We start from the raw sequence: 24764 nt of genomic DNA, 5'->3' as shown, positions 1-24764 counted from the left end.
CTCGTGGGCCGCGCGGCGGGGGAAATCAGGGCGCGCGCCGGATGCGCCGCGAGGCGCTCACCTCGCCATGCACGAAGCGCTCGTGCTGCTCCTCCACGTGGCGCAGATCGTAGAGGTAGTTGACCATCAGCCCGAGCGCTTGCCTGAGTCCCTTGCGGCCCAGGTCGGCCGCCCAGTTCAGCCGCTCGAGCCGGGCGCCGTTGCCGAGATGGAACTTGGCGACCGCGTCGCCGCGCGCCGTCGGCGACTCGTGCGCGAGGTAGATCGTGGCAAGCAGCTCGATCGCCTCGCGCAGCGGTGCCGGGCAGCGCTCGGGCTCGAGGCTCCGGCCGAGCGCGGCAGCTCCGCCCGCCTGCGCGAGCAGCTCGCGCGCCGCGGCCATGGGCGCCGCCAGCCGCGGCGGCGCGACGGCGTCTGCGCGTTGCAGCCACGCCGCGAAGCCGGGAATGGGCGACAGCGTGCAGTAGGTATGCAACTGCGGCAGTTCGCGCTGCAGATGCTCGGCCACGCGCTTGATCAGGAAGTTGCCGAGCGACACGCCCTTGAGCCCGGGTTCGCAGTTGCTGATCGAGTAGAAGGTCGCGACCCTGAACTCGCGCGCCGTCCGCGGGATCGAGGCCGGATCGATCAGCGGCGCGATCGCCGCCGGCATCTCGGGCAGCAGCGCCACTTCCACGAAGATCAGCGGCTCGCCGGGCAGTTGCGGGTGAAAGAACGCGAAGCAGCGGCGGTCGGGCTGCAGGCGCCGGCGCAGGTCGCCCCAGCCCTGGATCTCGTGCACCGCCTCGTGCTCGATCAGGCGTTCGAGCAGGGCCGCGCTCGAGCGCCAGTCGATCGGCTGCATCTGCAGGAAGCCAGGGTTGAACCAGCTCGACAGCAGGTGCAGGAAATCGGCCTCGACCGCCGCCAGTCCCGGCTCGCTCTTCAAGGCATCGAGCAGTGCGCGGCGCAGCCGCAGGATGCCGGCGGTGCCACCGGGAGCACGGTTGAGGCGACGCAGCAGCTCCTGGCGCGGCGGCTCCGACACCGCGGTCAGCGCGATCAGGCGCTCGGCATCGGGCTGCTCGGCGAAGCGCTGTGCCGCGAGCAGCACGCCTTGCGGATCGGGGCCGAAGTCCTGCGCCAGGTGCTGGAAGAAGCGCCGCAGCGCGTCTTCGTCGAGTGCGACCAGGCGCGGCATCAGCTCGGCCGCGATGGCCTGGCTGTTGGCTTCGCCGCGCTCGGACAGCAGCCGGCGGCAGCCGTCGATCACGCGCGCCACCGCGCGCGAACCGCTGCCACCCGGGCGGCGCGCGAACAGGCCGAACGCGGCGCCGCGCTCGGGTGAAGGGGTGTCGGTCGCCAGCTTGAACATCATCGACGGCTCCTCGGCTTCACAGCCTTGCGCACTACCTTCGGCGCATGCCCCATCGCCTCGGTGGCGCGCAGCGCCTCCAGCGCCTCGAGTTGCGCCATCAGGTGGTCATGCATCTCGCGCTGGGCCGCCTTGGCGTCGCGCGCGAGCAGCGCCGCGATCAGCGCGCGGTGCTCGCCGATCGAGACATCCATGCGCCCCGGCAGGTTCAGCTGGCGGCCGCGCAGCAGGCGCATGAAGACGCGCAGCTGGTCGGTCGCGCGAGACAGCCAGGGGTTGTGCGCCAGCGCCTGCACCCGGGTGTGGAACAGGTGGTTGGCGCGGTAGTAGCCGTCGGTGTCGCCGATCGCCGCGTGGTGCTCGAGTTGCGCGTGCAGGCCCTCGAGCTCGACCAGTTCGGCGTCGCTCGCGTTGCGCGCCGCCTCGAAGGCACAGCGCCCCTCGAGCAGCGCCATCACCGGAAACAGCTGGCGCGCGTCGTCCTCGCTGATCTCGGCAACCACACAGCCGCGGCGCGGCTGCGGCTGCACCAGGCCCTCGGAGGCCAGCACCTTGAGCGCCTCGCGCAGCGGCGTGCGGCTGATGCCCCACTCGTGCGCCAGCGCCAGCTCGTCGATCAGCGTGCCGGGCGCGAGACCTCGATCGAAGATCAGCGCACGCAGCCGGGCGGCAACCGACTCGTGCAACGAGGCGGGACGAACCAGGGGGCCGAGATCGCTGAGGTCGCTCATGACAGTTCCAGGCAACTCCGAAGCGGAATGTTCCTAGCGTAGTTAGGAAATTCTGTAATTACAAGATCACGAACTCGGGAAGTTTCGAACGACCCCACATCCAAGGGACATGGCTGCGACTCAGCCGGCCCAACCGTCCCAGACCAGCTTCAGCCCCGTCGCCAGCATTCCCGCCTCGACCAGGCGGTAGAACCAGAGCGCCGAGACGCGCCTGGCCAGTCGCACGCCGACCCAGACGCCAAGCGGCGCCAGCGGCATCAGCACGAGGGAAGTTGCCAGGTTGCGCGCATCGATCAGGCCGAGCGCCGCATAGGGAATCCACTTGGAGGCGTTGATCACGGCAAAGAACACCGCGCAGGTGCCGGCAAAGCGCAGCGGCGCCAGCCGCATCGGCAGCACGTAGGCCATGATCGGCGGGCCGCCGGCGTGGGCCACGAAGCTGGTGAAGCCGGCGGCCACGCCGAGCAGGCCGCCAGCCCAGCGCGGCGGCTGGTGGGCGTCGGCGCGCGGCGGGAAAAGCTTGCGCTGGGCCAGGAAGGCCAGCGTCAGCAGCCCGACCACGCCGGCCACGGTGTGCGCCGGCAGCAGCCCGAAGCTGGCGGTGCCGACCAGGGTGCCGAGCAGTCCGGCCGGCACCAGCAGCCACAGCAACGAACGGTCGGCATGGCGGGCCAGCGATTGCAGGCCGGTCAGGTCCATCACCGCCAGCAGCGGCAGCATGATCGCCGCCGCCTGCGGCACCGGCACCGCCAGCGCCATCAGCGGCACCGCGAGCGCGCCGAAGCCGGCGCCGAAGCCGCTCTTGCTCAGGCCCATCAGCAGCACCGCCGGCACGGCCACCGCGTAGAAGGCGGGATCGGTGATGATCGGCAGCATCATCGGATCAGCGAGCACATAGATGCAGATTCCCGGACTGGCAACGGCGCAGATCGTTGTCGAGGCGGCGGCCACCGCCGCCTTTGCGCTCTCCGGCGTGCTGGTGGCCGCGCGCAAGCGGCTCGACGCGGTCGGCGTGGTGGTGGTCGCCGGCGTCACCGCCTTCGGCGGCGGCACGCTGCGCGACGTGCTGCTCGACCGCCGACCCTTCTTCTGGGTCGCGCACTGGCACTACGTGGTCGGCGTGTTCCTGCTCGCGATCGGCGCGATGCTGTGGATGCGCGGCCGGCATTTCAAGCCGACCGAGCGCGCGATGCTGTGGCCCGACGCGCTCGGCCTCGGCCTGTTCGCCGCCACCGGCACCCAACTCGCGCTCGAGGGTGGGTTGCCGGCGCTGATCGCGGTGCTGATGGGCGTCGTGACCGCGGTCTTCGGAGGCGTGTTGCGCGACATCGTGGTCAACGAGATCCCGGCCGCCTTCAGCGACCACCGGCCCTACGCGATCTGCGCCTTTGCCGGCGGCTGGGCGGCCGTGGTCGCCGAGGCGCTCGGGCTGGCCCAGGCCACGGCGCTGCTGGCGGCGACGGCCCTCACCGTCGGCCTGCGCCTGCTGGCGGTGCGCTACGACTGGCGGCTGCCAGCCTGGCAGACCACCGACTAGCGAGCAACCGACTACAGCACCCGGCACGCTTCGTCGAAGGAGAGTCGCGGGCTGCGGCCGAAGAGCTTGGCCGGATCGCCATGGCCAAGGCCGCAGACGAAGTTCGTCTTGACCTGCGTGCCGCCCCAGAACGCGGCGTCGACCGCCTTGGCGTCGAAGCCGCTCATCGGCCCGCAATCGAGCCCGAGCGCACGCGCCGCAAGAATGAGGTAGCCGCCCTGCAGGCTGCCGTTGCGAAACGCCGTCTCGGCAATTTTGGCCTCGTCGCCGGCGAACCACGAGCGCGCATCGGTGTGCGGAAACAGTTTCGGCAGCGTGTCGGGGAAGCCCAGGTCCATGCCGAGGATCGCGACGACCGGGGCGCCTGCGGTCTTCTCGCGGTTGCCCGGTGCCATCAGCGGCACCAGCTTCGCCTTGGCCTCGGCGCTGCGCACGAACAGCACACGCAGCGGCGAGCAGTTGGCCGAGGTCGGCCCCCAACGAAGAAGTTCGTAGAGCTCGCGCAGCAGCGCGTCGGGCACCGGCCGGTCGAGCCAGCCGTTGTGGCTGCGGGCCTCGGTGAAGAGTCGTTCGGTACTGACTTGCATGAGGAGGAGCCCGCGATCTGAGGGATGACGCGACAATTGTCCGATGTTCACCCCGAGCCAGCACGACGTACGGCGATTCTTCTGCGAGGTCCGCCGCAAGCAGCGTGCCGCCGAACTGCTGGCGCCGCTCGAGGCGCTGGCCGCCGACTGGATCGACCAGCATCCCGAGTACCACGCCGAACTGGCCAATGCCGACGCCGCGGTCGCCGCCAGCTACACGGTCGAGGAAGGCCGCAGCAACCCCTTCCTGCACCTGGCGATGCACCTGTCGATCAGCGAGCAGGTGCAGATCGACCAGCCGCGCGGCATCAAGCAAGCGGTGGCGCTGCTCGCCGCACGGCGCGGCTCGCTGCACGAGGCGCAGCACGAGGCGATGGAGTGCCTGGGCGAGATGATCTGGTCCTCGCAGCGCAGCGGCCTGCCGCCCGACGGCGAGGCCTATATCGATTGCATCCGGCGTCGGGCGACCCGTTGAGCGCGATTCGCATCGACGGCGATTGAAGTCGCGCCCGACTGCGCCCGCTTCAGCCTAGCCAGCAGACGCGGCGGAACCGGCTCTGCCGGGCCGCTCGCGTCGCTCCTTGAGGGGAGGCGGCCGCAGGCCGCTTCGGGGTGGTCACTTCACCGAGACCCACTGCCACTCGAGCCAGTTGTCGGCCCGGTGCACCACGCTGACGTTGCTGCGCATGCCCCAGGGGATCACCTGGCGGTGCAGCGGGATGACGTGCGCCTGCTGCCGGTACTCGCCAAGCGCGGCCTTGATCAGCGCCTCGCGCTTCTTCGGGTCGGGCTCGCGGCTCGATGCCGCGGCCAGTTCGTCGAACTTCGCGTTGCTGACGCCGCCGAAGTTCCACGAGCCGATGCCGCCCTCGCCGCGGCTGCGGTAGACCGGCGTCATTACGGTCTCGGCATCGGTGATCGAGCCGCCCCAGCCGAGCAGGTAGAGCGAGGTGTCGAACTTCTGCACCTTCGGGAAGTAGGTGCTGCGCGGCATCGCGTTGACCTTGAGCTTGACGTTCAGCTGGGCCCACATCGCCGCCAGCGCGAGGCAGATCTCCTCGTCGTTGATGTAGCGGTTGTTGGGGCAATCGAGCGTGACCTCGAAGCCGTTGCCGAAGCCGGCCTCCTGCATCAGCTTCTTCGCCGCCGCCACGTCGTAGGGCAGCAGGCGTCGTTCGAGCTCGGGGTCGTTGAAGGCGCCTAGCGGCGAGGGCGTCAGGCCGCCGGTCGGCAGGCTCTGGCCGCGCATCAGCTTGGTCCTGATGGTGTCGATGTCGATCGCCTGGTAGAGCGCCTTGCGCACGCGCGGGTCCTTGAAGGGGTTGCGGTCGCCGTCGACCCGACCGAACAGCAGCTTGTCGCGGCTCTGGTCCATGCCGATGAAGAGGAGGCGGTTCTCGGGGCCGTCGACCACCTTCACGCCAGCCGTGTTGCGCAGGCGCGGCATGTCCTGCGGCGCCGGGTCGAGCACGAGGTCGATCTCGCCCGAGATCAGCGCCGCGACCCGCGTGGCATCGCTCTTGATCGGTGAAAAGACGACCTCCTGCAGGTTGCCCTCGAAGCTGCCCCACCAGGCCGGGTTGCGCTTGTAGACCGTCTTCACGTCGGGCTGGCGCGCGGCCAGCGTGAACGGCCCGGTACCGTTGGCGTTGAGCGAGGCGTGACTCTCCTCCTTGGCCTTGAAGTCCAGCGGACGCGCCACGCCATGCTTCTCGCTCCAGGCCTTGCTCATGATCTGGATCGTCGTCAGGTGCTGCAGGAAGATCGGATTGACCTGTGCCAGCCTGAACTCGACCGTCAAGGCATCGATCTTGCGCACCTCGCCGAGCGCCGTCGCATAGACCTTGATGTCCGAGCTACCGGCCGCGGCGCGCTGAACAGAGAACACGACGTCGTCGGCGCTGAACGGCGCGCCGTCGTGGAACTTGACGTTGGGCCGCAGCTTGAGGCGCCAGACGGTGGGCGCGGTCTGCTGCCACTCGGTGGCCAGCACCGGCACGATCTCGAGCTGCTTGCCGCGGTTGACCAGGCTCTCGTAGACCTGGCCGTTGAGTGCGTTGGTCAGCGACTCGTTCAGCGAATGCGGGTCCAACGTCTGCAGGTCGCCCTGCGAGGACCAGCGCAGGGTCTGTGCCGACAGCGGCAGCGCGGCGGTCAGCAGCGCGGCGGCGAGGAAGCGAATCGATCCGGATCTCATGAGAACTCCCGTTTCTGCATCGTCGGCAGTGTAGGCAGCTCGCAAAAACACGACAGCCGCAGGATCGCTGCGGCTGTCTGCGGGTGAGCGGGCGGCCGGGCCGCCGCTTCATCTCAGTGGAACTTCGACTGCGGTACCGTCTTCAGGTCGCCGGGCAGCGACTCGAGGTACTTGCTCATGGCCTTGAGCTCGGCATGCGTGAAGGGCGCCGCCTGGGCGCGCATCACCGGATGGGCACGGCCGACCTTCGGGTTCTTCTCGACCTGGTAGCTCTTCAGCGCCACGTAGAGGTAGTCGCCATGCTGGCCCGAGAGCTTGGGGTAGCTCGCGTCGATCGGGGTGCTGAAGTTGGCACCGTGGCACGAGGCACAGACGCCCTTCTTCAGCAGCTCGGCCACCTTGGCATCGGGCTGCAGCGCCGGCTCCTTGGGCAGTTCGGCGCGCGGGCCGCCCTGCGTCTCGTAGTAGGCGGCGAGGTCGGCCATGTCCTGCTCGGTCAGCGGCGCGGCGATGCTGCGCATCGTCGGGTGGCGCCGTTCGCCCTTCTGGTAGGCGGCGAGCGCAGCCACGATGTACTTGGCGTTCTGGCCGGCGATCATCGGCACCTTGTGGACCTCGGGGAAACTGGCCTGGTAGCCCTCGATCCCGTGGCAGCCGATGCACATCGCGGCCTTCTTGTGGCCCTTGGCAGCGTCGCCGCTGACGGCCTTGTCCTGGGCGAGGGCAGCGCTTGCCATCAGGGCGCCGGCGAGCACGGCCAGCAGGGTCTTCGCGGAGATCGGGAGGTTCATGTTCAACGCGGCGGTCAGTGAAAACCGCCGGACGCGAAAAGGCGAATCGGCGGCTATGGGCGCCACGCGCGGCGACGTGGCGCAGCGCGGGCCTGAAGGTCAGCGAGCGATTATACGGGCCGCCCTATACTGGCCCGACCCCGTCCGAGGCGGTGTCTACCAGCCCCGCGGCCGGCCCGCCCGCGAGCCCTCTAGCAGCCTTTGCACCATGAAGTTTCAAGGTACCGAGCAGTACGTTGCCACCGATGACCTGATGCTCGCGGTCAATGCCGCGATCACGCTGCGGAGGCCTCTTCTGGTCAAGGGCGAGCCCGGCACCGGCAAGACGATGCTGGCCGAGGAAGTGGCCGCCGCGCTCAAGCTGCCGCTGCTGCAATGGCATATCAAGAGCACCACCAAGGCCCAGCAGGGCCTCTACGAGTACGACGCGGTGAGTCGCCTGCGCGACAGCCAGCTCGCCGACGCCGAGAGCGCCGGCAAGGTGCGCGACATCCGCAACTACATCGTCAAGGGCACGCTGTGGCAGGCCTTCACCGCCGAGCAACCGGTGGCGCTGCTGATCGACGAGATCGACAAGGCCGACATCGAGTTTCCCAACGACCTGCTGCGCGAACTCGACCGCATGGAGTTCTACGTCTACGAGACGCGCGAGCTGGTCAAGGCCCGGCATCGGCCGTTGGTCTTCATCACCTCCAACAACGAGAAGGAACTGCCGGACGCCTTCCTGCGCCGCTGCTTCTTCCACTACATCAAGTTCCCCGACGCCGAGACGATGAAGAAGATCGTCGCGGTGCATTTCCCCGATCTCAAGAGCAACCTGCTCGGCGCGGCGCTGAAGAGCTTCTATGACATCCGCAGCCTGCCCGGCCTGAAGAAGAAGCCGAGCACCTCGGAGCTGATCGACTGGCTGCGCCTGCTGCTGGCCGAGGACATTCCGGCCAGCGCGCTGGCCGCGGCCGGCGAGGACAAGGTGCAGATCCCGCCGATGGTCGGTGCGCTGCTGAAGAACGAGCAGGACCTGACGCTGTTCGAGAAGCTCGTGTTCATGCAGCGCCACAACCGCTAGGAAGCACTTCATGCCCTGGCCCGAGCCGATCAGCCTGCGCGGGCAGCACGCCCGCCTCGAGCCCCTGCAGCGCTCGCATGCCGCGGCGTTGGCGGACGCGGTGCGCGACGGTGAACTCTGGAAGCTCTGGTACACGAGCATCCCGGCGCCGGAGCGGATGGAGGCCGAGATCGAGCGGCGACTGTCGCTGCAGGGCGCCGGCTCGATGGTGCCGTTCTGCTCGCTCGACGCCGCCGGCACGCCAGTCGGCATGACGACCTACATGAACATCGACCCGGTCCACCGCCGGGTCGAGATCGGCAGCACCTGGACCGCCGCGCGCATGCAGCGCAGCGCCTTCAACACCGAGTGCAAGCTGCTGCTGCTGACGCATGCCTTCGAGGCACTCGGCTGCATCGCGGTCGAATTCCGCACCCACCGCTTCAACACCCAGAGCCGGCGCGCGATCGAGCGCCTGGGCGCCCAGCTCGACGGCATGCTGCGCAGCCACCAGCTCGCGTCGAACGGCACCTTGCGCGACACCGCGGTCTACAGCATCGTGGCCGCTGAGTGGCCGACGGTGAAGGCGCATCTGCGCTGGCAGCTCGACCGTCCCCGGGCCACGTCGACCGAGTGAGGTTCCGATGCTCACCGCCTTCTTCTACACGCTGCGCGCGGCCAAGCTGCCGGTCTCGGTCAAGGAGTACCTGACGCTGCTCGAGGCGCTGCAGGCCGGCGTCATCGACGACAGCGCCGAGGGCGGCAGCGGCCCCTCGATCGACAAGTTCTACTTCCTGTCGCGCCTGGTGCTGGTCAAGGACGAGGCCCATTTCGACAAGTTCGATCGCGCCTTCGCGTCCTACTTCAAGGGCGTGCAGCTGGTGTCGGAGGCCACCAAGGACATCCCGCTCGACTGGCTCAAGCAGACGCTCGAGCTGCAACTCAGCCCCGAGCAGATCGCCGCGATCGAGAAGATGGGCTGGGACGAGCTGATGGAAACACTCCAGAAGCGCCTGGACGAGCAGAAGGAGCGCCACGAGGGCGGCTCCAAGTGGATCGGCACCGGCGGCACCAGCCCCTTCGGCAACAGCGGCGCCAACCCGCAGGGCATCCGCATCGGCGGCAAGGGTGGCAGCAAGAGCGCGGTCAAGGTCTGGGAGCAGCGCGCCTACAAGGACTACGACGACACCAAGGAGCTCGGCACCCGCAACATCAAGGTCGCGCTGCGCCGGCTGCGCCGCTTCGCGCGCGAGGGCTCCGAGCTCGAGCTCGACCTCGACGACACGATCCGCAGCACCGCGGCCCACGCCGGCCTGCTCGACATCAAGATGATTCCCGAGCGCCACAACAAGGCGCGCGTGCTGCTGCTGATGGACGTCGGCGGAACGATGGACGAGCATGTGCACCGCGTGGAAGAACTGTTCTCGGCCGCCAAGAGCGAGTTCAAGCACCTCGACTTCTACTACTTCCACAACTGCGTCTACGACTTCGTCTGGAAGAACAACCGGCGCCGCTTCGCCGAGAAGTTCTCGACCTGGGACCTGATCCGCAAGTACAACCGCGACTACAAGCTGATCTTCGTCGGCGACGCGACGATGAGCCCCTACGAGATCCTGCAGCCCGGCGGCAGCGTCGAGTACAACAACGAGGAGCCGGGTGCCGAATGGCTGCAACGGCTCACTCACGCCTTCCCCAAGTACGCCTGGATCAACCCCGAGCCGCAGGGCGTCTGGCAGTACCGCCAGAGCATCGCGGTGGTGCAGCAGTTGGTGCAGCAGCGCATGTTCCCGCTGACGCTGGCCGGCCTCGAAGGCGCGATGCGGTTGCTCAGCAAGTGAGCGTGGCCAGCGTCGCGCAGCTGCGCCGGGCCGGACGGCGCCGCTGGTGGGCGCCGGCCCTGCTGCTGGCGCTGGCGGCGGCGCAACCCCTGGCCGCCCAGACCCGCGACGCCGGCCTCGACAGCCTTGCGGCCGAGGCCCGCGACGAGGAGCGCCACGAGCAGGACGAGCGCGCCAACCTGTTCGACAGCGGCAGCTCCACGATCGAGGGCAAGACCTACCGCCTGGTGATCGTCACACCCTCGCCGCTGCGCGAGCTGCTCGAACGTCATCTCGACCTTGCGCGCTTCGCCAGCGAGGACGATGTCTCCGATACCGAACTCGGTCGCCTGATGGCGGCCGCGCCGGCGCAGGTTCAGTCCCTGCTCGAGCCAGAGGGCTTCTTCGAGCCCGAGGTCGAGATCGGGCGCTCCGACGCCGCGGCCGCGAGCGGTGGCACGCTGCCGACGGTGACGCTGCGCGTGCGACCCGGCGTGCAGGCGCGCATCTCGCGCCTGCAGCTCGAGCTGCAGGGGCCGCTGCTCGACAGCGTCAACGCCGGCGACGAACGGGCCCAGAACCGCTGGCGCCGCGCCCAGCGCCGATGGTCGCTCGACGAGGGCGAGCTGTTCACCCAGCGGGCCTGGAGCCGGTCCAAGACCGCGCTGCTGGCCGACCTGCGCAGCTACGGCTACCCGACTGCCAGCTTCCTCGGCACCAGCGCCCATGTCGATGCGGCGCAGGCCAGCGTGCGGCTGTTCGTCGCCACCGACAGCGGGCCGCTGTTCCGCGTCGGCTCGGTGCGCATCGAGGGGCTGCAGCGCACGCCGGAGAGCGCCGCCCTCAACGTGCGGCCATTCGACCTCGGCACCATCTTTTCCGAGCAGATGCTGATCGACTACCAGGAGGCGCTGTCCAAGGTCGGCCTCTACGACGGCATCGCGGTCGAGCTCGACACCAGCGAGCCCGAGCAGGCCGACGACGCGGTCGTCATCGCCCGCCTGCGCGAGCGCAAGTTCCAGGAAGCCACCTTCAGCGTCGGCTACAGCACCGACACCGGCCCGCGCTTCGGCATCGAATACACCCACCGCCGGCTCTTCGACACCGACTGGATCTTCAGCGCACGGGCCAACATCGGCAGCCTCGAGCGCAGCCTCAGCGTCGACCTGCTGAGCTACCCCAAGCAGGGCGGCTGGCGCCACCTGGTCGGCGCCAGCGCCGACTACCTCGACGCCGGAGGTTCGATCACCCAGACCCGGCGCCTGCGCGTCGGCCGCTCGCTCGACAGCCTGCGCTTCACGCGCCTGGTGTTCGCCGAGTTCAACGAAACCGCGCTCGAGACCACCACCCAGCGCGGCATCGACCGGGCCATCTGGGCGAACTACCAGTGGACGCGGCGCGACGTCAACAACCTGGTGTTCCCGACCCGCGGCACGATCTGGACGCTGCAGGGCGGCGGCGGCTACGCGCGTGACTCGGACCAACAGCAGGGGCCCTTCGGGCGCGTGCAGGGGCGGCTGGTCTGGTACATGCCGCTCGGTGGCGGATGGCTGCTGCAGGCGCGCGGCGAAGGCGCCACCATCCTCACGCGCGACGAAGTCGAATTGCCCGACTCGCTGAAGTTCCGCGCCGGCGGCGATGACTCGGTGCGCGGCTACGCCTACCAGTCGCTCGGGCCACAGCGGGACGGCTCCACCGTCGGCGGCAACGTCATGGCCACCGGCTCGGTCGAGGTGATGCACCGGCTGAGCGAGCGCTGGCGCGACTGGTACGGCGCGGTCTTCGTCGACGCCGGCAACGCCGCCGACAGCTGGGACGGTTTCGATGCCGCACTCGGCTACGGCGTCGGCATTCGCTGGCGCAGCCCGATCGGGCCGCTGCGCATGGACGTGGCCTACGGCCAGCAGGTCAAGCAGGCACGGCTGCACTTCTCGGTGGGGCTGAGCTTCTGATGGACGAGCGCGCCGCCACACCGGGCGACCCGGTCGCCAGCACGCCGGCGCCACGCTGGCGCAGCGGCTGGCGCTGGCTGTTCGGACTGCTGGGCGGCCTCGTCGCCCTCGTGCTGCTCGCCGGCGCCGGCCTGGTGCTGTCGCTGCGCACCGAGACCGGCACCCGCTGGTGGGTCGAGCAGGCGGTCGGTCGCATGCCCGGCATCGACGTCAGCGGCATCCACGGCACCCTGCTCGGCGGCGACGGCAGCTTCGGCGTCGGCACGCTGCGCATCGACACCGGCGGCACCCGCGTCTACGCCACCGAACTCGCGTGGAGCGGGCTGCGCCTGCGCCAGTGGCAGCGCCAGGCGCCCTTCGTCGCGATCGAGCTCGAGTCGCTGAGAGCACGCACGCTCGACATCGCCCCGGCCAAGGCCGACCCCAAGGCGCCGCGCGCCAAGGCGCCGACCTCGCTGGCGCTGCCGGTGCAAGCCCGCGTCGAGCGCCTGCAGGTCGACCGGCTCACCATCGCCGGCCTCGACCGTCCCTTCGAAGGCATCGGCGCCCGCGTCGAACTCGGCGCGGTGCATCGGGTGGAGCAGCTGGCGCTGCGCTGGAACGGCCTGGCGGCCAGCGGCTCGGCGCAGATCGGCGCCAGCGGGCCGCTGCCGCTGCAGGCGCAGATCGAAGTCCGGGCGCTGCCGGCCGCGGCTCCGGCGGGGGCCGGCGAGCATCCGGCGCCGCCCACGACACTGCTGCCGGCCTGGGCCAAGGGACTCGAACTCACGCTCGGCGCACGCGGGCCGCTCGCCGGCTTCGACGCCAGTGCGGCGCTGGCACTCGAAGGCCAGCGGCTCGACGCCGAAGCGCGCGTCACGCCCTTCGCCGCGGCGCCGCTGAGCGGGCTCGACGCTCGCTTCGCGCAGCTCGACCTGCAGCCGCTGGCCGCGCTGCTCGGCGCGAGCGCGCCGCAGACCCGGCTCGACGGCGAACTCGGCTTCCAGTTCGACGCCGCCGAGCCGCTGGTGCTGCGCGCCGCGATCGACAACGGCCTGCCCGGACGCTGGGACGCCGGCCGGCTGCCGCTGGCCAGGCTCGAGCTCGATGCCCGCGGCGGTGGTCGCGACTGGCAGATCGAGCGCGGCGATGCGCGCCTGGCCGGTGCCGGCGGTGTTCCGGCCGGGCGCCTGTCGGTCAGCGGCAGCTTTGCCCTGCCCGAGCGCAGCGCGGAGCCGGTGGCCACGCCGCCGGCTGCTGCCGCGGCCGCCTCGCGCTGGCCCACCGGCGATCTGCGCTTCACGCTCGACGGCGTCGCGCTGCCGCAGCTCGACGCGCGCGCGCCGTCGCTGCAACTCAGCGGGCCGCTGCGGCTGGAGCATGCCGCACCGACCGCCGCCGAGGCGGCCTTCGGCACCGTGCGCCTGCAGACCCAGCTGCGCGGCACCCTGCTCGGCGAGGCCGCGCGGCGCGCGCCGGCACCGCTGCGCGCCGGCCCGGTGCGATTCGAGACCACCGCCGAGCTGGATCCGCGGCGCCTGCACATCGAACGCCTGCTCGCCGCCACCGGCCCGGCGCGGCTCGAGGGCAGCGCGCTGCTGCGCGAGGCCGGCGGCGGCCGCTGGAGCGGCGATGGCCGCCTGCAACTGAGCGACTTCGATCCCTCGCTCTGGCTGCCGGGCGACGCCAGCGGCGCCTGGCGCCAGGCGCGCAACTCGCTCGATGGCGAGCTCGAGTTCCGCGCCAGCGCACCGCGGCCCGGTGCCGGCGTGGCCGACTGGCTGGCGCTGCTCGAAGGCAGCGCCAAGGCGCGGCTGGGCGACGACAGCTGGCTCGGCGGCGTGCGACTTCAGGCCGACGCCCAAGCCGAGGCCGACGGCCGCGGCGGCGTGCGCGCGAGCGCAGCCGCGCGCGCCGCTGGCAACCAGCTCGATGCCAGCCTGCTGCTGCTGCCGCGCGGCAGCGCCGACACCCAGGCCGAACAGTTGCTGCTGACGCTCGACGCCCCGGCCATCGGCCGCACCGGCGCGCTGACGCGCGCGCTGGGCCAGCCCGATCTGTCCGGGCGCGTGTTCCTCAAGGCCGAGGCGCGCGGCGGCGTCGGCGCCTGGCTGCTGCCGGCGCGCGGCGCGGCAGCTGACGCCACGAGCAGCGCCTCGACCCCGCTCCTCACGCGCGGCACGGTCGAGCTCGACGATCTGCGCAGCAAGGGTCTGCGCGTGCAGAAGCTGCGCGGACGCTGGGAGGCGACGCTGCCGCCGGCGCGCGCCGAGGGTCTCGACGCGCTCGGCCAGGCGGCCCTGAAGGCCGAGCTGCGCGGCGACCAGATCTCGCTGCCGGCGCTGACGCTACCGGTGCTGGCGCTGCGGCTCGACGGCAGCCTGGCCGAGCACGAGGCCAAGCTGCGCGCGGTGCTGGCCCCGCCCGCCAGCGACGAGGCGCCGCCGCCCGACGTGCGGCCGCTGGTGCTCGACGCCACCGCACGCGGCAACTGGAGCAGCAGCGGCGAGGAGCAGCGCTGGGCGCTCAAGCTGCCGCAGCTGCTGCTGCGGCCGCTGAGCCGCGACCAGGCGCGTGCCGTCGCGGCGGCGCTGCCGGCGGCGACCAAGCCCGCGACAACGCCGCCGGCCGCCACCGGCAGCGCCTCGGCGCCGCTGGCAAGCGCCGCCTGGCCACCCTTGCCGGCGCCGCCGGCCGCGGCCTCCAAGCTGCCGGCGACGCCGCTGCTGCTGGCGCGCGATCTCGAGTTCCTGCTGCAGAACAGTCCCGAGCGTCTGCAGTGGAGCGTGGCGCCGGGTCGCGCCGAACTGGCCGGCGCCACGCTCGGCTGGAGCGCGCTGCAGGGCGAGCGCCAGGCGGGTGCTGCGCCGACCTTCGACGTCTCGGCCGAGCTCGAGCCCTTCGAGGTCGCGACGGTGCTGCGGCGCTTCCAGCCCGACTTCGGCTGGGCCGGCGACCTGCGCGTGGGCGGCCGGCTCGAGCTGCACGCGCGCCCCGAGGTATCGCTGAAGCTCGAACTGGCGCGCACCGGCGGCGATCTGCAGCTCAGCGACTTCGGCGGCGTGCGCTCGCTCGGGCTCGAGGAGGCGCTGGTCAAGGTGGTCGCCGAGAACGGCCAGTGGCAGCTGACGCAACGCCTCAATGGCAGCTACCTGGGTCGCGTCGAGGCCGACCTGGCGATCGCCGCCACCCCGCTCGACCTGGTGCCGCGCGCCGATGCCCGGATCGAAGGCCAGCTGCGGGCCCAGGTCGAAAGCCTGGCCGCCTGGGCGATCTGGGTCCCAGCCGGCTGGCGCCTGGGTGGCCAGCTCGACGCCGCACTGCAGGTCTCTGGCACCGTGGGCGCGCCGCGGATCCTCGGCACCGTGCGTGGCCGCGACATGGTGCTGCGCAACACGCTCGAGGGCGTGGACCTGCGCGACGGCACCCTCGAACTCGACTTCCGCGGCGAGACCGTCGAGCTGACCACGCTGCGCTTCAAGGCCGGCGAGGGCACGCTCGAAGCCACCGGCAGCGCCCGCACCAGCCCCGAGGCGAGCGTGCTGCTCGACTTCGCGGCACGCCACGCCACCGTGCTGGGCCGGGTCGACCGCCGCATCGTGATCAGCGGCGACGCCCAGGTGCGGCTGGCGCCGAACAAGGTGGCGCTGCGCGGCCGGCTCGAGGTCGACGAGGGGCTGATCGACATCAGCCGCTTCGGCGCCCCGCGCCTGGGCGACGACGTGGTGGTCAAGCGCGCCGGCGACGACCCGGACGCGGCCGTCGCGGTCGACGCGGCGGCGGCGCAGCGCAGCATCGATCTCGATCTCGTGGTCAATGCCGGCCAGAACCTGCAGTTGCGCGGCCACGGGCTCGACGCCCGGCTCGCCGGCGAGATCAGGCTGACCGCGCCACGCAACGCGCTGCGCGCGACCGGCGAGATCCGCACCGAGTCCGGACGCTTCGAGGCCTACGGCCAGCGCCTGACGATCGAGCGCGGCGTGATCAGCTTTGCCGGCGACGTGGCCAACCCGCTGCTCGACATCGAGGCTATCCGGCCCAACCTCGACGACCGCGTCGGGGTGCGCGTCACCGGCACCGTCAACGCGCCACGGATCCGGCTCTTCTCGGAACCCGAAAAGCCGGACACCGAGGTGCTGGCGCTGCTGATCACCGGCCGCCCCTACGACAGCCTGGGCGGCACCGACATGCTGATCATGCAGCGCGCCGCGCTGGCGCTGCTGGCCGGCGAAGGCGGCGCCGGCGGCCTGTTCCGCACCATGGGCTTCGACACCTTCTCGGTCAGCCAGAGCGACGGCGCGACCCGCGACACCATCGTCGCGATCGGCCGCCAGCTCAGCGACCGCGTCTACGTCGGCTACCGCCGCGGCATCAACGCCAGCAGCGGCACCTGGGAGCTGACCTACCGCATCGCCAACCGCTTCACGCTGCGCGCCCAGAGCGGCGACGAGTCCGCCCTCGACCTGATCTGGATATTCAGATGGGACTGAGAGCCGCGGCTCCGAGGCCGAAAGTTCGGCCTTGGACGGCTCGAAGGACCGGAGCTCTGCGACGGGCATGAGGCCGCCACTCGAGGGCCACGAGCTCTGCGAGTGGCACGAGTGGCCACGGCCTGCACCGGACCCGCCACCTACAATCTCCGCCGCCCCTCGCCGTAGTTCAATGGATAGAACGGCCGCCTCCTAAGCGGCAAATACAGGTTCGATTCCTGTCGGCGGGACCACCAGCCCCTCTCAGCGGGGGAACAGAACCCAAGTTGTCATAGGCGAGTTGTGTTCATGGAGTGTCACAGAACTCCATGAAGTTTCAGAGTCAGGGGGAACAGAAGGGATAGATTCAGGGTCTCCAAGAACTCTGTTCCCCCTGGACCATGGCCCTGACCGAAGCAGCAGTCCGCAAGACGGTCTGCCCTCCTGACAAGAAGTTCGTCCGCGTCTTCGACGGTGGCCCCTGTCCCGGCCTGTACCTAGAGGTCTCGTCTGCCTCCCGTCGTTGGTTCCTGAAGTACTCGCGCCCTGCGGACAAGCAGCAGACGCGCCTGGCTCTGGGCATCCATCCCGTCGTCACGCTGGCAGCGGCCCGAGAGAACGGCCTCCAGGCGCGTCGTCTGCTGGCCGAAGGGGTTGATCCAGTCCAGCAGCGTCGCGAGGCGCAGCGAGCGTCTGAGGCGGCTGCGCACACCCTTCGGCTGGCGATCGAACGGTCTGTGGAACTGGACAAGCCCAAGTGGTCCGCGGACTACCTGTCAAGGTACGTCGCCGCCGCGGAGCGGGACATCTATCCGAGGCTCGGAGACACACCCGTCGGGGACCTGACTGCTCCGATGCTCCTGCAGATGGTCCGCAGCATCGAGGCTCGCGGGGTGAGAGACACCGCCAGCTTCTGCGTGAGGATCATCAAGCGTGCTCTGCAAGTGGCGCTGGCGGAGGGTCAGGTCGAGCGGAACTGTGCGAACGACCTGGAAGGGGTCATGGCACCCAAGCCACCGACCAAGCACGCGGAAGCTCTTCTGGACGTGGAACCTCTGCGGCAGTGCTATGCATCCCTGACCGGCGCCGCTGTCGTCGTGGCTGCCTGCAAGGTCTTGATGCTCACTGCTCAGAGGCCGGGGAACATCCGCCTCATGAAGTGGGACCAGCTGGACCTGGACAAAGGTCTGTGGACCATCCCGTCGAGCGAGATGAAACGCAGCGTGGAACACAAGGCCAATGGTGACCCGCACGTGGTGCCTCTCGGCCGTCAGGCGGTCGAGATCCTCCGCGGTCTGAAGGCGTCACACAACCCGGTGTCACCTCTGGTGTTCCAAGGCAGGAATGATCCGCGGAAGGGGCTGTCAGATGCCACTCTGGGAGCGTGCTTCGACAGGACCGGCTTCGGGCAGTCGGCCCACGGCGTCAGAGCGTCCTTCCGCACAGTCATGGCCGAAGCCGGAGTCCGTCCGGACGTCCTGGAGGCCCAGCTTGCCCACGCTCCGCGGACTGCTCTGGGAAGGGCATACGACCGCACGCAGTTCCTCGCCCAGCGGGCAGAAGCAGTGCAGCAGTACGGGGACCTGATCGCGCCATGAGCGAGCGGGCCAAACGGCTGTTCGATGCCGCGATCCGCATATACCTCAGCGGAGACGCGGAGGATGAAGCTGCGTGGCTCGCCGAAGTCGAGCAAGCGTTCCAACAGGCTGCCAAGTACCGGATGAATGCCCTGAAGGCTCAGACCATCCGGGAACGGGCTGGCAAGCCAACGAGAGAGAGGCTTGACCGCTGCAAGGCTGTCCTCGTTGAACGCGGGGAAGCGGTCACCGCTGCGAGCGTCGAGCGGGTCTGGGTGGAACTGCGCCTTGGCCCGGTGCCGTCGAAGGTCTGGCTCAGGAAACTATTGGGATAGTTTCCCCCGCAGGGCATTGGTCGGGAGACCATTTGCTCATGCACTGGTTCTCAGCCCCCGAAGTCTGCCGTCGCTATGGGTTTAGCCGTAGCACGCTGCACAGGCTCGTCACCGCGGGGCGATTCCCTCCACCTGTGAATATCTCCCCGCGGCGTGTGGCCTGGGCTGGATCAGTCCTGGATGCACAGGACAAGCACTTGGTCAGAGGGCGGCCATGACGCTGGGTATACCTACCGCGATAGGTAGATGGCAGAAAATCGGTGGCTCACGGGAAGAAAACCCGTATCAAAGTCCGCCTTCTGTTCAACCACCACCGAGGACTTTGAAATGAGAGTTCGAAACGAAGAGATTCTTGCCGCCTTCCCTCCCGTCGGCGTTCGCATCGACCTGCTGGACCTTCTGAAGAAACTGCCACAGGTTCCTGATCGGCTCAACCTGAACCCCCACCTCCGCAAACTCGTGGATCGTGGCTACATCGAACGCGTGTATGTCGGATGCTATGCACGGCTGCCCCCGAAACGGCCAGGCAAATGAGCACAAAAAATAGGCTCCGGGAAACGCCCCGGAGCCTATCAACGTCTTCTGGAAAGGAAACCCCATCCGTGGAAAGCCTAACCCGCCTCAGGACCAACCTAACCTCCGAATGGAGTTTCCATTATGTCCCAGCGACCTGCTCTCGTAAATCCTCGTAAGAAAATCGCCCTCGAAGCCCGGAGACAGGGATTCAAGGTCGTTGAACTTCAGCCGCTGTCCAAGAGGCCGAGCGGTCAGGAATGGAATACTCGGTTCCTGACCGCTGCCCAGATCCGGAATGCCCCTGAAGACGCGAACTTCGGAATACATCTCAGCGGGTCGGGACTCTGTTCCGTGGACTTTGATGACGTGGAGCGGTTCAAGGCCGGGCTCAAAGCTCTGGGTATCGCCTCGACGGACTGGGAACGTGGCATCTGGACTTCAAGCACCCGTCCAGGCAGTGGCGGCAAGTTCCTATTCAGACTCCCCGCGGGTGTGATCTTGAAGTGGCTCCGGTTCAGGACCACTGAGCACGGAACTCTGGGCGAACTGCGAGCCGGAAGCCCAAATCTCCAAGACTGCTTGGGAGGCACGAAGTACCTGTCCGCGGATGGGTTGACCGAGTACAAGCAGAAGCTGGAAGGCAGTTTCGAGGACCTTCAGGAACTGGACGGCAAGCTCCTGGAGGTCTGGCTGAGGGCCTCAGAGGACATTGGGTACCGGCATGAGATCGAGCAGACGATGGCCAAGGCTGTCGGAGGCACTGTCTCTGCCTCGATGGGCCAGGACGGAGAGAAACTGGCCTTCCCGTCGTCCAGGCGAATGGAGTTCAACCGGGATCACGAGGTCGAGGACCTGCTCAGGGAGCACAACTACGTCGAGGACGAGGGCACTGGCAGGTGGTCTCACCCCCTGGCCACCGGGATGCCGGGAATCAGCCGGATACCTGGGAAGGACGACCTCTGGGTCAGTCACCATGCTGGCGATCCGCTGTCAGGGGTCTTTGATGCATGGGCCGCTCACGTCGTTCTGGATCACGACGGGGACGTCCGAGCCGCGGAACGGGCGTACAGCGCCACGAAGGGTCGGACCCGTGCCGCTGACGCCGCGGAGGCGTTTGGCGGCTCTGAGGCCGGTTCTCGTGCCGCTGAAGGGCAGAAGGACGACGGGGTGCTGGTCAGAGGTGACAGCGTGCCGATGACTGCTACCGAGTGGCTGTGGCCCGGTTGGTTGGCGAAGGGGGCGGTTCACCTCCTCGCCGGCGAGGGGGGAGTTGGCAAGAGCACGACTGGCATGTCACTCCTGGCAACCGTGTCAGTCGGGGGCTGCTTCCCTGACGGTCATCGGGCCAAAATGGGCAAGGTGGTCGTCTGGACTGGCGAGGACTCAATCGGAGCCACGCTGCTACCGCGGTTCGTGTCGATGGGAGGCGACCCGTCGATGATCTATTTCGTGGTGGGCGAGACGAAGGAGTTAGGCCCTGGCGAGGTGAGGCTGTTCGATCCTGCCTTTGACATGCCAAAGCTGGAACAGGCGATCACAAGACTCGGCGGGGTTCAGATGCTGATGATCGACCCGTTGATCTCAGCCATTGACGGTGACTCCCACAAAGCCGGCGACGTCCGACGCGGACTCCAACCCGTCGTAGATCTGACTGAGCGTTGCAAGCTGGTCACGCTGGGCCTGACGCACTTTGCAAAGGGCACAGAGAGGAAGCCTGTTCTAGATCGGGTGCTGGCGTCGCAGGCGTTCACGGCAATCTCTCGAATCGTCTTGGTGGCGGCAGAACTCTTCGCGACCGAAGATGAACGTCGGTTCGTGTTGTCTAGAGCGAAGAACAACTTGGGGCCATCAGGCGGCGGGTTTGAGTATGTGATCGAGCCCGATGCGTTCGTCTCCAACGAAGGCGAGTTCATCCACACGAGCAAGACCATCTGGGGCACTGCACGCGTTGGCTCGGCTAGGGACCTGATTGCCCCGCCGACCACAGAGGATCGGAAAGTGGTCCAAGCCAAGCAGTTCCTGGTGAACCGACTGGCCGACGGGCCTGTCGATAGCGCCGAAGTACAGAACGACGCTAGCGCAAGCGGCATCACGCTCAGCGCGTTGAAGAAGGCGAAGGCGGAGCTAGCCGTTGAGAACCGGAAGCTCGGCTTGGGTGGCAACGCGGTCTGGTTCCTCCCTGAGCACGAAGCGCAAGTCGACTCCCCGCTGACCCGCGCCCAGGAATTCCTGTTCGAGCACCTAGAGCGTGCCCCTCGGCTAGCAAAGGAGATGGAGACCGCGGCTAAGGCGGCCGGGACGTCCGCCAGGACACTTGCTCGGGCTAAGGCGGCTCTCGGCATCGAGACTTTCAGGAAGGTGCATCGCGGGCAGTTCTGGTGGCGCCTGCCATTGCTCTGACGGTTTCAGGGGGATCGCGCGTACGGGCCGATGAAAAAGGGCGCAGAAATTTGGCATTCAAAGGCAGACAAAGGATTCCATGATCTTTCCCGTCGGGTTCTTTGTCTGCCTTTGAATGCCAAATATATATATATAAAGTTACTTTCCCATGCGCGTACATGCGCGCTTGCCCCCTGAAATCGACGACCCGACGGGGTTGCCTCCTCCACCGATGGGGTTGGCCTTTGAATGCCAACTTTCCGACGTTTGAGGACCCGCACGCGGTTTCCCCGATTCCCTCGCCGCCAGCGGGCCTGTAGACTCGCGCAATGCTCACCCCGAAGAATGTCATGGCTTCTCTCAACGGCTGGCGCAGGCTTGGCCTAGTATTCGTCGCCCTCTGGTTTGCCGGAATCGTCCTCATTGCGATCACTGGCGACGCTAGCGGTTTACTGAGCTCCGATGCTACAGAGACGCGTCAGCAGTTGGTGCCTATGACACCCGAAGAACTTGCTGAACGGCAGAAACGTGAGAGCGGGAAGCCGTGGGAAAAATATGCGGAAGGGCGTAGCGACTACAAGATGGACGAAGTGCAGATTATCGTGAGCAGTGCCTCCCCTTTGAAAATCGGCATCGTGGGACTTCTGGTGCCGCTAGTGGTTTGGCTCCTGATGGAAGGCGTCGTCCTGGTGGCGCTTTGGGTGATAGCTGGATTCAGCGCTGGCAAAGGCAAGAGCTCCAATTGAGGACGCGATTACTGCAACCCAGAACTAGACTTCGCAGATTCAATTCGAGTAGGATTGTCATCATCCCCATTTAGGACTTCGAGAAATGCTCAGGATTCCGCTCTCCCGGTTAGTTAGTGCGGTCCAAGCCATGGTGACTCTTCAAAACCATGTCTCCACCGCCAAGGGTGCCACTCTTGCGCTGCATCCGGACAATTATCAAACTTGGCTCACCGCGGCGGATAACCTTGCGGCGGACTGTGAAGCGATGAATCTTCTGGTCATCCGAAGGCTCGCAACACTGATTGCAGGAGATTTGCGAACGGCGGCGGTGGACATGACCAGCGGCGACATGATCATGCGGGATCATCATTTGCCACAACTGGATGCGCACCTGCGGGGCTTTACTCAAGTCATTCGCATTGAGACCGAAGCAAGGGCAATCCTGGTTCTCTCACCAGACAAAGCAGCGCTCTACGAACGCGATGAGCCTCATTTCGGGCCGGAGGTGGCTGCATCGTTTCCGTCAGCCGCTGAGGATATCGAGGAGGCTGGCAAGTGTTTGGCGCTTGGGCGTTCAACCGCCGCTGTCTTCCACTTAATGAGAGCCATGGAAATCGCAGTTCGAGCCATGGCAACAAAGCTCGGGATCGCCAAGATAGACCTCCCCTGGGGTCCGCTGCTGAGTGACATAAACAAGGAAATCGAAGCCCTGCCGAAGGGAGCCGCTCGAGATCAATGGTCGCAGAGCAGTACCCATCTGTACCACGTCAAACAGGCATGGCGAAATGAAGTGATGCACCCGAAGGCAACTTACACGGATGAGCAGGCGACTGAAGTCTTCGCCGCGGTTCGATCCTTCATGCGTCATTTGGCACCGCTCACTCAGTAAACTTGCGCCCGCTGAAGCTTCAAAGCCATGACTGACCCACTTGACAGCCCACGAGCCGCCCTAGCGCGTGCCAGGACGCACATCGCCGACTTGGACGCTCAGGGCTCTGCTTTCATGGGCAGCAACCCCTTCGCCAGGGTTACGGAAATCGACACGCTCGCCCAACGAAATGTCGCAAAGCTCCGGCTCGTAAGGCCATTCCCCTCCGTGCTGAACTGCATCGCGTCTGACGCGGTTCACAATCTGCGTAGTTCGTTGGACCAAGCCGGTTACGCGGTATCTGTAGCCCACGGCGGGAAGGGTATGGATACCTACTTCCCCTTCGGCGCTTCTCTTGCAGACGTGCGTGGCAAGCAGAAGGGTGGCTCTGCGGAGATCCCGCAAGAGATCTTCGACGTGATGGTTGGATTCAAGCCCTACAAAGGCGGGAACGATCTCCTTTGGGCATTGAATAAGCTATCCAATACCAACAAGCATCGGATCACATCTCCTACCGCGATTGCCACTGCCGGGATACAGTTCAATATGTTAGGTGGCAATCCCGGCATGCTATCGATTCCCAACCCCAAGTGGGATCACACGAAGAATGAGATGGAATTGGCCCGATACGCTATCGGTGGCACGCTTGACTTCACTTTCGGTTATACCTATTGCATATCTCTCCTCGATGTCGGGCCTGTGATTGGTCAGCCAGCAGTGGATGTTCTGAACCACCTCGCTCAAGAAGTCGAAAGTATCCTGAACGCGATCGAAGCTGAGGCGAAGCGCATCGGGCTTTTCAAGTGACCGCGGGCTGACTGCGCCAGAATCCCTGGCGTGAAGCCAGATCGTGAACGACGGGATTTCCTCAGAGAGTCGGTTATCGACTTCCTGCAGGACTATCCGTACGGGCTCTCCTGCAGTCAGCGTGACGCTGACAAGTACCGCCACCTGATCCCAGGCAACCCGAGTCGCAAGGAACTGTCCGCGGTGTTCTTCTGGCTGGTCAACAGCCGCCTGGCGACCCATACCCAGAAGATCCGTCTGCGCCTCTGACGCACACGAGGGCCTTAGGGCCCTTGGGTTTCCCCTCCGCGGATGGTTTCGGCGCCTCTGAGCGTGATTCCGTGGCTCGGCCGGCCCCCTGACGGTGGGGATGCCCTCCCCCTTTTGGTCGCCCCATCCGTTCCCCGCTTCCGTGGGCAGCCGCCCACGTTGGCAAAAACCCCGGAACCGTGATAGGTGGACGGACCCCGCCACGGTCCGATGCAATGCCCGCCATGGGCTCCAGCCGATACCAGATACCCGCAGACAGACCGTCCAAGGATTCCTGCAGAAACTGCTGGAACCGATTCCATGTCTCTGTGCCGGCATTCAGATTGGGACTCTGTGAGAGTTGTTCGGAGGAAAGGGACAAGGACACAGGACCAATGATCCTGTCACTCAAAGATTCAGAAGACAGCCTGGACTAAATCAGTTCAGGCTGTTTTTGTTTGTGGAGAGATGGGGACATGGGTTGGGGGGATGGTCAGAATTTCTATTGAATAGACCCTCATACGCCACCGTCCCCCAATCAGAGACTAAGTTTTCAACTTTCCAGGGGCCCCATATCCCCCCCCTTCTAGGAGCCAGAAATGCTGTTCCAAGCGACCGACGAAATCGGAGTTTTCAGGCTTCTGGGCGGAGAACTTGACGATATTCCCGCGGAATCCTGCCTTTGGGCAGTGATCGGTGGCAAGGAGCAGATCGTGGCTATCCGATTCGGCCCGACGGGAGTGCTTCAGATGCGCCTGAACCCAGAGATCCCGTCCGCGGAGCAGAACTCGTATTTGCTCAGGCTATTCGGGTATGAAGTCGTCCCGCACCCAGGCCGAGTCGGCCATTTCCTTGTCATTACCTAAG

The 24764-nt window shown here is 67.2% G+C and carries 23 protein-coding genes and 1 tRNA gene; 18 read left to right on the top strand and 6 right to left on the bottom strand.

Translation table 11 applies throughout. The features are described from left to right. Nucleotides 1–25: 25 nt before the first annotated feature. The 3 genes from EV670_RS15340 to EV670_RS15330 all read right to left on the bottom strand — a co-directional run bounded on the left by EV670_RS15340 (nt 26) and on the right by EV670_RS15330 (nt 2964). Nucleotides 26–1357, bottom strand: a complete 1332-nt coding sequence (locus EV670_RS15340) for a malonyl-CoA decarboxylase domain-containing protein (RefSeq protein WP_242616992.1) — start codon at nt 1355–1357, stop codon at nt 26–28. Further along, nucleotides 1354–2085, bottom strand: a complete 732-nt coding sequence (locus EV670_RS15335; RefSeq protein WP_130433636.1) for a GntR family transcriptional regulator — start codon at nt 2083–2085, stop codon at nt 1354–1356. The genes EV670_RS15340 and EV670_RS15335 overlap by 4 nt, the downstream gene beginning before the upstream one ends. Nucleotides 2086–2205: 120 nt before the next feature. Further along, entirely contained in the window at nt 2206–2964 is a 759-nt protein-coding gene (locus tag EV670_RS15330; protein WP_130433634.1) for a sulfite exporter TauE/SafE family protein, read from the bottom strand. 19 nt (nt 2965–2983) lie between these two features. Here EV670_RS15330 and EV670_RS15325 point away from each other — a divergent pair, with 19 nt between their 5' ends. Then, complete coding sequence (locus EV670_RS15325) at nt 2984–3622, top strand: trimeric intracellular cation channel family protein (protein WP_130433632.1); 639 nt, start codon at nt 2984–2986, stop codon at nt 3620–3622. A gap of 11 nt (nt 3623–3633) precedes the next feature. On the opposite strand, the gene EV670_RS15320 is transcribed toward EV670_RS15325, so the two are convergent. After that, a complete protein-coding gene (locus tag EV670_RS15320; RefSeq protein WP_130433630.1) occupies nt 3634–4209 on the bottom strand; it encodes a malonic semialdehyde reductase in 576 nt (191 codons plus the stop codon). A gap of 43 nt (nt 4210–4252) precedes the next feature. Between EV670_RS15320 and EV670_RS15315 the strand changes: the two genes are divergently transcribed. After that, on the top strand, nt 4253–4684 hold the full coding sequence (locus tag EV670_RS15315) for a DUF1841 family protein (protein ID WP_130433629.1): 432 nt from the start codon (nt 4253–4255) through the stop codon (nt 4682–4684). 141 nt (nt 4685–4825) lie between these two features. On the opposite strand, the gene EV670_RS15310 is transcribed toward EV670_RS15315, so the two are convergent. Next, nucleotides 4826–6406 carry an ABC transporter substrate-binding protein gene (locus EV670_RS15310; protein ID WP_130433627.1) on the bottom strand — a complete coding sequence of 527 codons (1581 nt, stop codon included), beginning with the start codon at nt 6404–6406 and terminating at the stop codon, nt 4826–4828. 113 nt (nt 6407–6519) lie between these two features. After that, nucleotides 6520–7197, bottom strand: a complete 678-nt coding sequence (locus EV670_RS15305; RefSeq protein WP_130433625.1) for a c-type cytochrome — start codon at nt 7195–7197, stop codon at nt 6520–6522. Between the two features lie 208 nt (nt 7198–7405). On the opposite strand from EV670_RS15305, the gene EV670_RS15300 reads away from it, so the two are divergent. The 16 genes from EV670_RS15300 to EV670_RS15225 all read left to right on the top strand — a co-directional run bounded on the left by EV670_RS15300 (nt 7406) and on the right by EV670_RS15225 (nt 24763). Continuing rightward, a complete protein-coding gene (locus tag EV670_RS15300) occupies nt 7406–8263 on the top strand; it encodes an AAA family ATPase (protein ID WP_130433623.1) in 858 nt (285 codons plus the stop codon). A 10-nt stretch (nt 8264–8273) separates the two neighbouring features. After that, nucleotides 8274–8879: a GNAT family N-acetyltransferase gene (locus EV670_RS15295; protein WP_130433621.1), complete on the top strand. Its 606-nt coding sequence runs from the start codon at nt 8274–8276 to the stop codon at nt 8877–8879. 7 nt (nt 8880–8886) lie between these two features. Beyond that, nucleotides 8887–10080, top strand: a complete 1194-nt coding sequence (locus EV670_RS15290) for a vWA domain-containing protein (protein ID WP_130433619.1) — start codon at nt 8887–8889, stop codon at nt 10078–10080. A gap of 2 nt (nt 10081–10082) precedes the next feature. Then, on the top strand, nt 10083–12011 hold the full coding sequence (locus EV670_RS15285) for an autotransporter assembly complex protein TamA (protein ID WP_130433617.1): 1929 nt from the start codon (nt 10083–10085) through the stop codon (nt 12009–12011). Next, entirely contained in the window at nt 12011–16480 is a 4470-nt protein-coding gene (locus tag EV670_RS15280; protein WP_130433615.1) for a translocation/assembly module TamB domain-containing protein, read from the top strand. The genes EV670_RS15285 and EV670_RS15280 overlap by 1 nt, the downstream gene beginning before the upstream one ends. Nucleotides 16481–16638: 158 nt before the next feature. After that, nucleotides 16639–16713, top strand: a tRNA-Arg gene (locus tag EV670_RS15275). Between the two features lie 147 nt (nt 16714–16860). Further along, nucleotides 16861–18057: a tyrosine-type recombinase/integrase gene (locus EV670_RS15270; RefSeq protein ID WP_130433613.1), complete on the top strand. Its 1197-nt coding sequence runs from the start codon at nt 16861–16863 to the stop codon at nt 18055–18057. After that, nucleotides 18054–18371 carry a hypothetical protein gene (locus EV670_RS15265; protein ID WP_130433611.1) on the top strand — a complete coding sequence of 106 codons (318 nt, stop codon included), beginning with the start codon at nt 18054–18056 and terminating at the stop codon, nt 18369–18371. Before EV670_RS15270 ends, EV670_RS15265 begins: the two co-directional genes overlap by 4 nt. Nucleotides 18372–18409: 38 nt before the next feature. Continuing rightward, on the top strand, nt 18410–18589 hold the full coding sequence (locus EV670_RS19005) for a helix-turn-helix transcriptional regulator (RefSeq protein ID WP_130433609.1): 180 nt from the start codon (nt 18410–18412) through the stop codon (nt 18587–18589). Between the two features lie 109 nt (nt 18590–18698). After that, complete coding sequence (locus EV670_RS15255) at nt 18699–18905, top strand: hypothetical protein (RefSeq protein WP_130433607.1); 207 nt, start codon at nt 18699–18701, stop codon at nt 18903–18905. Between the two features lie 123 nt (nt 18906–19028). Then, nucleotides 19029–21287 (top strand): AAA family ATPase, encoded by a 2259-nt coding sequence (locus tag EV670_RS15250; RefSeq protein WP_130433605.1) that lies wholly within the window; start codon nt 19029–19031, stop codon nt 21285–21287. Nucleotides 21288–21616: 329 nt separating this feature from the next. Next, a complete protein-coding gene (locus EV670_RS15245; RefSeq protein ID WP_130433603.1) occupies nt 21617–22012 on the top strand; it encodes a hypothetical protein in 396 nt (131 codons plus the stop codon). Nucleotides 22013–22097: 85 nt separating this feature from the next. Beyond that, nucleotides 22098–22883 (top strand): HEPN domain-containing protein, encoded by a 786-nt coding sequence (locus EV670_RS15240; RefSeq protein WP_130433601.1) that lies wholly within the window; start codon nt 22098–22100, stop codon nt 22881–22883. Between the two features lie 114 nt (nt 22884–22997). Then, nucleotides 22998–23669: a hypothetical protein gene (locus EV670_RS15235; protein ID WP_130433599.1), complete on the top strand. Its 672-nt coding sequence runs from the start codon at nt 22998–23000 to the stop codon at nt 23667–23669. Between the two features lie 30 nt (nt 23670–23699). After that, complete coding sequence (locus EV670_RS15230; RefSeq protein ID WP_130433597.1) at nt 23700–23918, top strand: hypothetical protein; 219 nt, start codon at nt 23700–23702, stop codon at nt 23916–23918. Nucleotides 23919–24496: 578 nt separating this feature from the next. Continuing rightward, nucleotides 24497–24763: a hypothetical protein gene (locus tag EV670_RS15225; RefSeq protein ID WP_130433595.1), complete on the top strand. Its 267-nt coding sequence runs from the start codon at nt 24497–24499 to the stop codon at nt 24761–24763. Nucleotide 24764: the final 1 nt, after the last annotated feature.

The sequence above is a fragment of the Rivibacter subsaxonicus genome (assembly GCF_004217215.1).
Taxonomy (GTDB): Bacteria; Pseudomonadota; Gammaproteobacteria; order Burkholderiales; family Burkholderiaceae_C; genus Rivibacter; species Rivibacter subsaxonicus.
The sequence above is the reverse complement of the archived record's forward strand: the minus strand, read 5'-3'. Positions and strand labels throughout refer to the sequence as shown.